Origin of the sequence: Mycobacterium angelicum, assembly GCF_002086155.1 — a bacterium.
GTDB classification, from domain to species: domain Bacteria; phylum Actinomycetota; class Actinomycetes; order Mycobacteriales; family Mycobacteriaceae; genus Mycobacterium; species Mycobacterium angelicum.
In genome coordinates, this window is the sequence record NZ_MVHE01000124.1 from 1 (window position 1) to 7,208 (window position 7,208).

The window sequence follows — 7,208 nt, forward strand, 5'->3', positions numbered from 1 at the left end:
TCCCCCGCCGCCACCCGGCTATGGCACGCCTCCCGGCGGTCAGGCCCCCGGCGGCTATGCACCTCCGGGCTACGCGCCTCCGCCGCCGCCTCCTCCGGGCTATGGCCCGCCGCCAGGTGCGCCGGCTCCCGGTTACCCGCCCCCCGGCTACGGTGGGCAGCCCGGGCCGGCGTCCGGGTTCAGCGTCGGTGAAGCCATCAGCTGGTCGTGGGCCAAGTTCACCCAGAACGCCGCGGCACTCGTCGTGCCGCTGCTCGCCTACGCCCTGGCACTGGCCGCCGTGATCGGCGCGATGATCGGCATCGTCATCGCCACGTCGGAAACCACGACTACCACCTATACCGACGCCAGCGGCTACACCGCCGAAACGACGAGCGGGAACATGACCCCCGTCGGTGGCATCGCCATGTTCCTCGGTTACCTGCTGGTGTTCTGCGTTGCGGTCTACATGCATGCCGGGCTGACGACGGGCTGCCTGGACATCGCCGACGGCAAGCCGGTGAGCATCGGAACGTTCTTCCGGCCACGCAATCTGGGTACGGTCGCCGTCACGGCGCTGCTGCTGGTTCTCGGCACCGCGATCGGGTCGGTGCTGTGCCTCATCCCCGGCCTGATCTTCGGCTTCGTGGCACAGTTCGCGGTGGTGTTCGCCGTCGACAAGTCGCTGTCGCCCATCGACTCCATCAAGGCCAGCATCGCCACCGTGCGGGGCGACCTCGGCAACAGCTTCCTGTCGTGGCTGGTGCAGGCCGCCGCGGTGGTGGTCGGCGAATTGCTGTGCTACGTAGGGATGCTCGTCGGTGTTCCGCTCGCCTCGCTGATCCAGGTGTACACGTATCGCAAGCTGTCCGGCGGCCAGGTCGTCGAGGCCAACCAGCCGGCGCCGCCTGGGCCGCAGTACGCATAGTCAGCCCTAGCCAGCGCGCCGGCTTCCGGCGCGCTGCGGGCCGCTGACTCTTGTGATGAGATCAGCGGTTATGAGCATCAAAGTTGCGCTGGAGCACCGCACCAGCTACACCTTTGACCAGCTGGTCGGTGTGTATCCGCACATCGTGCGGCTGCGCCCGGCGCCGCATTCGCGCACGCCCATCGAGGCCTACTCGCTGCGCATCGACCCCGCCGATCACTTCATCAACTGGCAGCAGGACGCGCTGGGCAATTTCCTTGCCCGACTGGTCTTTCCGAAGCCGATGCGCAACCTGACCATCACCGTCGGGCTCATCGCCGACCTGAAGGTGATCAACCCCTTCGACTTCTTCATCGAGGACTGGGCCGAGACGTGGCCGCCGGAAGGATTGACCTACCCCAAGGCGCTGGCCGACGACCTCAGGCCGTATCTGGGGCCCGTCGACGAAGACGGCGACGGGTCGGGCCCCGGTGAACTGGTGCAGGCGTGGGTGCGCAACTTCTCGGTCGCCGAAGGCACCCGCACCATCGACTTCCTGGTCGCGCTCAACCGCGCCGTCAACGCCGACGTCGGCTACAGCCTGCGCATGGAACCGGGCGTTCAGACACCGGATTTGACGCTGCGCACCGGCATCGGCTCGTGCCGGGACTCGGCGTGGCTCCTGGTGTCGATCCTGCGTCAGCTCGGGCTGGCCGCCCGCTTCGTGTCCGGATACCTGGTGCAGTTGGCTTCCGATGTGGCGGCGCTGGATGGGCCGTCGGGACCCGCTGCCGACTTCACCGACCTGCACGCCTGGGCCGAGGTGTACATCCCGGGCGCGGGCTGGATCGGATTGGACCCGACGTCGGGCCTGTTCGCCGGCGAGGGGCACATCCCGCTGGCGGCAACGCCACATCCCTCGACCGCGGCACCCATCACCGGCGGCACCGATCCCTGCGGCTCGGTACTGGAGTTCTCCAACACCGTCACCCGCGTCCACGAAGACCCGCGAGTCACGTTGCCCTACACCGAAATGGCGTGGCAAACCATCTGTGAGGTCGGGCGCAGCGTCGACAAGCGGCTGACCGCCGGTGATGCCCGGCTGACGGTTGGCGGCGAACCCACCTTCGTCTCCGTCGACAACCAGGTCGACGACGAGTGGCGCACTTGCGCCGACGGCCCACACAAGCGGCAGCGGGCGTCCGACCTGGCCGCCAGGTTGAAGGCGCAGTGGGCCCCGCAGGGCCTGATTCAGCGCAGTCAGGGCAGGTGGTATCCGGGAGAACCGTTGCCGCGCTGGCAGATCGCGCTGTATTGGCGCACTGACGGACGCCCGCTGTGGACCGACGATGCCTTACTGGCCGATCCCTGGCTCGATAAGCCGCCGCCGGTGGGCGACCAGGCGGCCCAACAGGTGCTCGCCGGCGTGGCCGAGAGCTTGGGTCTGCCGCTGTCGCAGGTTCGCCCGGCCTACGAAGACCCGCTGGCGCGGCTGGCGGCCAGTGCGCGGCTGCCCGCGGGCGACCCGGTAGCGCCCGGTGACGACCTCGCCGACGACAGCGACGCCGGCCGCGCCGCACTGCTGACTCGCCTCGACGAATCGGCAACGGCGCCAACGGCTTTCGTGCTGCCACTGCACCGCCGCGCCGACGGCCTCGGCTGGGCCAGCGCGGACTGGCGGTTGCGTCGCGGTCGCATCGTGTTGCTGGAAGGAGATTCGCCGGCGGGGCTGCGGCTACCACTGGACTCGATCAGCTGGCGGGCGCCGCGGGCGTCGTTCGTCGCCGACCCGCTCGGGGTTGGACACACGCTAGCGGCCGGATCCGACGGCGCCGGCGCGGTGCTGGAAGATCCCGAGACCGCGCCGACGACCGCGATGGTCGCCGAGGTCCGCGACGGGCTGCTGTACCTCTTCCTGCCCCCGACCGAGGCGCTGGAACACTTCATCGACCTGATCGCGCGCAGTGAGGCCGCGGCGGCGCAGGCCAACTGCCCGGTCGTGATCGAGGGATACGGTCCGCCGGCCGATCCGCGGCTGAAGTCCACGACCATCACCCCCGACCCCGGGGTCATCGAGGTCAACGTCGCGCCCACCGGCAGCTTCGACGAACAAGGCCAGCAACTGGAAACGCTGTACGAACAGGCCCGGCTGGCGCGGCTGTCGACCGAGTCGTTCGACGTGGACGGCACCCACGGCGGCACCGGCGGCGGCAATCACATCACCCTCGGCGGCGTCAGCCCGGCCGACTCCCCGTTGCTGCGCCGCCCGGACCTGCTGGTCTCGCTGCTCACCTACTGGCAGCGGCACCCCTCGCTGTCGTATCTGTTCGCCGGGCGTTTCGTGGGGACCACGTCGCAGGCGCCGCGGGTGGACGAGGGCCGCGCCGAGGCGCTGTACGAGCTCGAGATCGCGTTCGCCGAAATCACGCGGCTGGGCGGCGGCGGCTTGAAGAGCACCGCCAAACCGTGGGTCACCGACCGCGCGCTGCGACATCTGCTCACCGATATCACCGGCAACACCCATCGCGCCGAATTCTGTATCGACAAGCTCTACAGCCCCGAAGGCCCGCGCGGCCGGCTGGGGCTGCTGGAGCTGCGCGGGTTCGAGATGCCGCCGCACCTGCGCATGGCGATGGTGCAGTCACTGCTGGTGCGCGCCCTGGTGGCGTGGTTCTGGGACGAACCGCTGCGCGCGCCGCTGATCCGCCACGGCGCCAACCTGCATGGGCGGTACCTGTTGCCGCACTTCCTGATTCACGACATCGCCGACGTCGCCGCCGACCTGCGCGCACACGGCATCGCGTTCGAGACCAGCTGGCTGGACCCATTCACCGAGTTCCGCTTCCCGCGCATCGGCACCGCGGTATTCGACGGCGTGGAGATCGAGCTGCGCGGGGCGATCGAGCCGTGGAACACCCTCGGCGAGGAGTCCACGGCCACCGGGACCGCCCGCTACGTCGACTCGTCGGTAGAGCGCCTGCAGGTCCGCGTGATCGGCGCCGACCGGCACCGCTACGTGGTGACCTGCAATGGCTACCCGGTGCCACTGCTGGCCACCGACAATCCCGACATATACGTGGGCGGGGTGCGCTACAAGGCCTGGCAGCCGCCCAGCGCACTGCACCCGACCCTGTCCACCGACGTCCCATTGCAGTTCGAACTCATCGACGTCACTGCCGGAACCTCGCGCGGCGGCTGCACCTATCACGTCGCCCACCCCGGCGGGCGCGCCTACGACGAGCCGCCCGTCAACGCCGTCGAGGCCGAGTCGCGCCGGGCGCGCCGTTTCGAGGCCACCGGCTTCACCCCGGGCAAACTCGACATGTCCGGCATTCGGGAGAAACAGGCCCGGATGTCCACCGACATCGGCGCGCCGGGGATCCTCGATTTGCGGCGCGTGCGTACCGTGCAGCAGTAATGGCACTGAGCATGAGCCCCACACCGGCGACCTCCACCCCGAGGTACGACGTCGACCGGCTGCTGGCCGGATATCGCACCGCGCGCGCTCAAGAAGCGCTGTTCGACCTGCGGGACGGCCCGGGCATCGGCTACGACGAATTCGTCGACGCGACCGGCAACGTGCGGCCGGCCTGGGCCGAGCTGGCCGACGCGGTCGCCGAACGCGGCAGGGCGGGGCTGGATCGGCTGCGCTCGGTGGTGCACGGCCTGATCGACCACGACGGCATCACCTACACCGAGGTGGATATCCACCGGCCCACCGACGGGCATGGCCTCGAACCCGGGCCGTGGATTCTGGACACGCTGCCGCTGGTGATCTCCGCCGCCGATTGGGACGTGCTGGAGGCCGGGCTGGTGCAGCGCTCCCGGTTGCTGGACGCGGTGCTCGCCGACCTGTACGGGCCGCGAAGCGTGGTTCTCGAGGGCATCCTGCCGGCCCAGTTGCTGTTCGCCCACCCTGGTTATGTGCGGGCCGCCGCCGGCATCAAAGTGCCCGGGCGCCACCAGCTTTTCCTGCACGGCTGCGACGTCAGCCGGCTGCCCGGCGGTAGCTTTCAGGTCAACGCCGACTGGACGCAGGCGCCCTCGGGCGCCGGCTATGCGCTGGCCGACAGACGCGTTGTCGCACATGCGATCCCGGACCTCTACGAACGGATCGCGCCGCGCCCCAACACGCCGTTCGCGCAGGCGTTGCGGCTGGGTCTGATCGACGCCGCGCCCGACGTCGCCCAGGACCCGGTGGTGGTGGTGCTCAGCCCGGGTATCTACTCGGAGACGGCGTTCGATCAGGCCTATCTGGCAACGCTGCTGGGTTTTCCGCTGGTGGAGAGCGCCGATTTGGTGGTGCGCGATGGCAAGCTGTGGATGCGTTCGCTGGGCACGCTGAAACGTGTCGACGTGGTGCTGCGCCGGGTGGACGCCGACTATGCCGATCCGCTTGATCTGCGCGCAGATTCGCGGCTGGGGGTGGTCGGCCTGGTGGAGGCGCAGCACCGCGGAACGGTGACCGTGGTCAACACGCTGGGCAGCGGCATTCTGGAAAGTCCTGGGCTGCTGCGGTTTCTGCCCGAGCTGGCCGAGCGTTTGCTCGGCGAGGCTCCCCTGCTGCAGACCGCTCCGGTGTATTGGGGCGGCATCGCCGCCGAACGTTCGCACCTGCTGGCCAATCTCTCGTCGCTGTTGCTGCGGCCCACCGACGGGGGGGAAACCCTTGTCGGACCGAAGCTTTCGTCTGCGCAGCTGGCTGATTTGGCGGCCCGGATCGAGGCAATGCCGTGGCAGTGGGTCGGCCAGGAGCTGCCGACGTTCTCGTCGGCGCCGACCGACCATGCCGGTATGTTGTCGTCCGCCGGGGTGGGTATGCGGTTGTTCACGGTGGCCCAGCGCGGCGGGTATGCGCCGATGATCGGCGGCCTCGGCTATGTGCTGGCGCCCGGGCCTGCTGCATACACTTTGAATACCGTTGCGGCTAAAGACATTTGGGTACGTCCGACGGAGCGCGCCCTGGCCGAGACGGTAACCCTGCCCTCGCTCGTGGAGCCGGCCGCCAAGTCCGGGGCGGGTACCTGGGGTGTCAGCTCGCCGCGCGTGCTGTCCGACCTGTTCTGGATGGGCCGCTACGGCGAGCGCGCGGAAAGCATGGCCCGGCTGCTGATCGTCACCCGCGAGCGCTACCACGTTTTCCGCCGTCAGCAGGACGCCGAGGAAAGCGAATGCGTGCCGGTCCTGATGGCCGCGCTGGGCCGAATCACCGGCACTGCCACGGGAGTCGATTACGCGCACGATCACGACCATGCGGAGATGATCGCCGTTGTCCCGTCGACGGTGTGGTCGATGACGGTCGATCCGGACCGGCCCGGATCGCTGATTCAATCGGTCGAAGGGCTGGCGCTGGCCGCGCGTGCGGTGCGTGACCAGTTGTCCAATGACACCTGGATGGTGCTGGCCGGCGTGGAGCGCGCGCTGGCGCACAAGGCCGACCCGCCGGAGTCGCTGGCCGAGGCCGACGCGGTGCTGGCCTTCGCTCAGGCGCAGACGCTGGCCGGGATGCTGACCTTGTCCGGCGTGGCCAGCGAGTCGATGGTGCACGACGTCGGCTGGACGATGATGGACATCGGCAAGCGCATCGAACGCGGCCTGTGGCTGACCGCCCTGCTGCGCGACACGCTGACCACCGTGCGCTCGGCGGCCGCCGAGCAAACCATCACCGAGTCGACACTGGTGGCGTGCGAATCGTCGGTCATCTACCGGCGCCGGACGGTGGGCAAGGTCAGCGTCGCCGCGGTGACCGAGCTGATGTTGTTCGACGCCCAGAACCCGCGATCGCTGGTCTTTCAGCTGGAGCGGCTGCGCGATAACCTGCGCGAGCTGCCCGGCTCGTCCGGCTCGTCACGCGCCGAGCGCATGGCCGAAGAGATCAGTACCCGCCTGCGCCGATCCGACCCAGCCGAGCTGGAGGAGATCAACGCCGACGGGCAACGGGGCGAGCTGGCTGAGCTGCTCGCGGCGATCCACGCCGCCCTGCGCGATCTGGCCGACGTCATCACCGCCACGCAGCTGAAGCTGCCTGGCGGCATGCAGCCACTGTGGGGTCCCGACGAACGCAGAGTTATGCCGGCCTAGCCTGACGACGATGCAGCCCGCGTAGCGGGGTGCTGAGGAGTCAGGCAATCCGGCCTAGCCTGACGACGATGCAGCCCGCGTAGCGGGGTGCTGAGGAGTCAGGCAATCCGGCCTAGCCTGACGACGATGCAGCCCGCGTAGCGGGGTGCTGAGGAGTCAGGCAATCCGGCCTAGCCTGACGACGATGCAGCCCGCGTAGCGGGGTGCTGAGGAGTCAGGCAATCCGGCCTAGCCTGACGAC

General features: G+C 69.2%; 3 protein-coding genes. All 3 read left to right on the top strand.

Annotated features, from left to right (window positions below):
* Positions 1 to 907, top strand: a 907-nt coding sequence (locus BST12_RS28080) for a hypothetical protein (protein ID WP_211281383.1), incomplete at its 5' end; no start/stop codon positions are given.
* Positions 908 to 977: 70 nt separating this feature from the next.
* On the top strand, positions 978 to 4,304 hold the full coding sequence (locus BST12_RS28085; RefSeq protein WP_083116449.1) for a transglutaminase family protein: 3,327 nt from the start codon (positions 978 to 980) through the stop codon (positions 4,302 to 4,304).
* A gap of 11 nt (positions 4,305 to 4,315) precedes the next feature.
* Complete coding sequence (locus BST12_RS28090; protein WP_083116451.1) at positions 4,316 to 6,967, top strand: circularly permuted type 2 ATP-grasp protein; 2,652 nt, start codon at positions 4,316 to 4,318, stop codon at positions 6,965 to 6,967.
* Positions 6,968 to 7,208 lie beyond the last annotated feature (241 nt).